The sequence below is a fragment of the Bacteroidales bacterium genome (genome assembly GCA_013314715.1).
Classification (GTDB): domain Bacteria; phylum Bacteroidota; class Bacteroidia; order Bacteroidales; family GWA2-32-17; genus Ch61.
Window position 1 is genome coordinate 1 of record JABUFC010000089.1, and the last position, 4,315, is coordinate 4,315.

General features: G+C 37.0%; 4 protein-coding genes. All 4 read left to right on the plus strand.

The window, feature by feature from the left end; all coding sequences use genetic code 11:
- Positions 1-21 precede the first annotated feature (21 nt).
- Positions 22-504 (plus strand): transposase, encoded by a 483-nt coding sequence (locus tag HPY79_12335; protein ID NSW46589.1) that lies wholly within the window; start codon positions 22-24, stop codon positions 502-504.
- Positions 505-806: 302 nt separating this feature from the next.
- Complete coding sequence (locus HPY79_12340; GenBank protein NSW46590.1) at positions 807-2,024, plus strand: hypothetical protein; 1,218 nt, start codon at positions 807-809, stop codon at positions 2,022-2,024.
- 146 nt (positions 2,025-2,170) lie between these two features.
- Positions 2,171-3,787 (plus strand): T9SS type A sorting domain-containing protein, encoded by a 1,617-nt coding sequence (locus tag HPY79_12345; GenBank protein NSW46591.1) that lies wholly within the window; start codon positions 2,171-2,173, stop codon positions 3,785-3,787.
- A gap of 384 nt (positions 3,788-4,171) precedes the next feature.
- Positions 4,172-4,315: hypothetical protein (locus tag HPY79_12350; GenBank protein ID NSW46592.1), on the plus strand; the 144-nt coding region annotated here is incomplete at its 3' end.

A 4,315-nucleotide genomic window follows, 5' to 3' on the forward strand; every position in this document is an offset into this window, starting at 1 on the left:
ATGACATTCTTCGAATCTTATATGGGTGAAATAAAGACTCGTCGTAGCGAATTTTTCAAAAAAGTGAATTCCATTATAGACTGGCGTTGGTTAGAACGTGAGTTAGATAAAGTTTACAAAAAAGGTGAAAGTGTAGATGGTCGTCCCAGTTATCCGTCGATAGTGTTATTTAAAATGCTATTAATAGAGATGTGGTATGATATGAGCGATGTAGCATGCGAAGATTTTGTAAAAGACAGTGTAAGTGCACGAATTTTTTTAGATTTAGAGCTAAATCAACCCATTCCCGATCATAGCACCATCAGCCGTTTTCGTAGTGAATTAGTTCGTAAAAAAGCCTACGATCGTTTACTTCGAAAAATCAATAAACAATTAGAACATCACGGTGCAAAAGTAAAAAAAGGGAAAACCATTGTAGATGCAAGCGTAACCATAAGTCCATATGCTCCCAAAGGCAAAACAACTTACGAAATAGCTGAAGATAGAAACGAAGACGACCGTTAATTTAATGCTTGCCGTATCGCTTATTTAGATGGGCGAAGTGTGCCCATGTGCGAACTAAAGCCTAAAATAAGGGCTAAAAGATAAAAAATAAGGTTCTTTGGCTTAAAAAAAGTTGTTTTTTTGAATAAAATCGTCCAGTAATTTGAATAATTACCTTAAAAATTCAATTTTAAGCATATATTTTTGATATATCGAAAAATTGAAATATTTTTGCAAAGGTCTCCAATTATTATTATCAAACCACACCTGAATGTATTCCCACAATTATTGGTTCTATTAGCCCTGTTTCAGTTGGTGTTCCTATGTATAATAAAACTCAATCCTGCCCTTTCCCCAGTACAGTCCCTCCACAAACAACAATTACTATATCCACACCGCTTACAGACCCTGTATTTACACGCATTGACAGCCTAAATAATGCTGTAGCAGCTTTGCAGCAACAACATCAAAATATTTTGACCAATGCCGATAAAGGACAAACACAACTTTTGCTCGATGCCATTATGGCAAGCCCGCCATCGGGTCAGTTAAAAAACATGCTTATGGCCGATTCTCCTTTGTCAGATACCGTGCTGATAGCCTTTATGACACACTCCATCAACAAGCCTGCCCAGAAAAAAGAAGTGGTACTTGCCAACTCACCACTTCCCATACGTGTACGCCCGTATATTGACCAGATGAACATAAACCAGAACTTCAAGAACCAGTTATGGGCAGCACAAAACGGGCAACCCAATGCACGCACCCAAATGGAAAACCTGATAAAATGGCTGGACGATTACCGTATGCAAACGGTCAGCGACCTTATTACAAGCACTACTTACGATTCGCTGGGATATAAAACCGACAGCATTATAGCGTACCTTGCCAATTCAAACATGGTTGAAGACCGTATTGCCCGATGCAATTTATTCTTTAAAAAAGCCGATTACACACAGGCACAATCGGAATTAGGTGTAATCAATACCCTTGTAACCGGTTTACCCGTGGAAAAGCAACCCCTCTTCGACGATTATGTAAGCACTTCCGATATTTTACTCCAGACGCTTCAATTGCCCGACAGTATAGCCGACTCGTTAATTATAATGAACCAGCCCTACCTGGAATCAGTAGCATCATCGGAATTTGTATATGCACAAAGTACGGCAAAATCGCTGCTCGAAAAAGCAGGCATACCGCAGGAGTATAATGTGTGGCTGCCAGATGGTTCGGTTGCAAAGAGCCTTTCTCTGTCAGCAAATACAAGCCATTACGATTCCGAAACCTGCAACAAATTAGTTATTTCCCCTAACCCGTCAGATGGCAATATAAAAATAAGCTATCAACTGGAAGACGGTGAAACGGGTGGCGAAATAAGGCTCACGGCTTCTGACGGAAAAGTAATGAACTCATACCAGGTTACCGGCGAAAAAGGCGAAATAAGGATTAATTGCAACACTTGTATTTCAGGTAATTATATATTATCTTTGTATATAAATGGCGAACTGCATTGCAGCAAAGCCGTAAGCATCAAAAAGTGAAAATAATCTTTTTTATAGTATTCTTATTCATTATTAAACTCAGTGGGTTTTCACAATCCACTGAGTTTTTTAAAACGTATAACTTAAATGCAAAATTATTTAATTTAACTGAGTATAATAATTCCATATACTGCAATGGGAATAGTATGCTTGCAAATCCTAAAATCTTTTTATTAAAAACAAAATCAGACGGTAGTTTTGAAGATACCGCTACTTATGGTGTTGATACGGGCTACTATGTTTTAAAGAACTTCATCTCATTACCAAATAATAAACTTATTATTTTATCTCAGTATCAAAGATCTTTCTTATCCATTTTTAAACAATATTTATTATATATAGATACTGGATTAACCAAAGTTAAAGATTCTTTATACCCGACCATTAATTTAGAATTTTATGGCAATGCTAAAAATAATGGTAATTACTATTTTACAGGTGGTACAAGTTATGACGATAATGGAGATAGTATTCCAAAAGGAAATTTTCTTTTTTTGAAAACAGACTCTGAGTTTAATATTATTTCAAGAAAAAGCATTGGCACAATCAACTCCGACTATCCTTGGGGTTTAATAAATGGTTACAATAATAATTTACTTTTTTTTGGATTCACTGCTTATAATGAAAGTAAAGATGCTTGGTATTTAATAAATGCAGATACAAGTGGACAGGTAATAGGTCAATACTTATATGGAAATCTATCCAATTATAATGATGAAGGAATAAAATCAATATCTTTGGGATATGATAGCTCTTATTTTTTAACCGGAATAATGTATCAATATGAATCACAGGGTAATTATTATTCTTCATCTGCTGTTATAAAAACAGACAGGCAATTTAATGTATTATTTACTAAGAATATTGGTGTTCCGACAACTGGCTTAACTGTTTCTAAAATAATTTCAATATCTGACGGGAACCAAGCGGTTCTTAATCAAAGAACACCTCTGACTTATGAAGCAAATATCTATTCCCAGGTTACCAAATTCAACAACGATGGTGATATACTCTGGTGGCGCAACTACATGCAGGGCGACACCACTCAATACATCCGCTACCGTGCATGGGACATGATAGAAACCAGCGACAAAGGCCTTGCTTTCTGTGGCTCTGCCATTGATACCATCAATGTAGGCCCCGATATGGAAGCATGGCTTGTAAAAACCGACAGCCTTGGCTGCGATGGCCTGCAAAGCTGCAATGATACGGCATTGGTTATTAATGTAACCCAGGTACCCGATACCATCTGCAAAAACGACACGGCATGGATACCCGTTACATTCAAAGGCCGCAGTGCCCCGTACTCCATCTATGCCAATAACACACTTGTATTGGATAGCATTTACTACCCCAACACCTTACCCCTTTGGATAGACACCTTAATGCCCTATGTCCCCCTCAATACCGGCATGCAGCAAATCATAGTAAAAATAAAAGACCCGTGGGGCTGGCAACAAAGCGATACTGTACAAACCTATGTGAAAAATTGCCATCAGGGTTTTGCTTCAGAAACATTTTACAAATACAAAATAGAAATCTACCCCAATCCAGCTACCACCGAAGTTCATGTTCGCATACGCGGTGTGCTGAACGGCGAATACACCGTTACACTCTACGACATGCAAGGCAAGCCCGTACAAAAAATAATCACCTCCGCACCCGAAGCCACACTTGACATCTCGCAGCTTCCGCAGGGCATTTATACCATCAGGGTGTTAGGGAATAATATGGTAAGGAGTGAAAGAGTAGTAAAAAAATAATATCATTTAATCTGTATGGAAAGTATTAAATTATTTGCAAATACTGAATCAGAAAAGATATTACTAAAAGCAAAATCAAAGCTGACAGCTACAAATGACACAAAAGTAATTATCCAGATTACAGCTTATATAAATACAATCCAGATATTCTCCGAGACAAAAAAAGGCTCATTTCAAATAGAAGCAAAGCAAGATACCTATATTCGTTTTAAAGCAAACAGAGACATATTATTGATTTATAAAATTAAACAAATATATTAGCGAGTCCTTTGCAAGGCTATTAACATGCAAATATGTGATTATTAATAACTTATTGATATTTTTATTTTAAATTCCAGAAATAATGCTTATTTTAGCGTTATGAAATTAGAAAAATCAGGAAATATGACATTCTTCGAATCAAAAGCTTTGCAGGCAAATAACCCCGGCAAAACGACCATAGGCTCGGTTGAATTACAACTAGACCAAACCAAGCAAATCAAAGCCCTGTATTTTAGCTCTGTAATTTCGGCACTGCTCGATTCTACC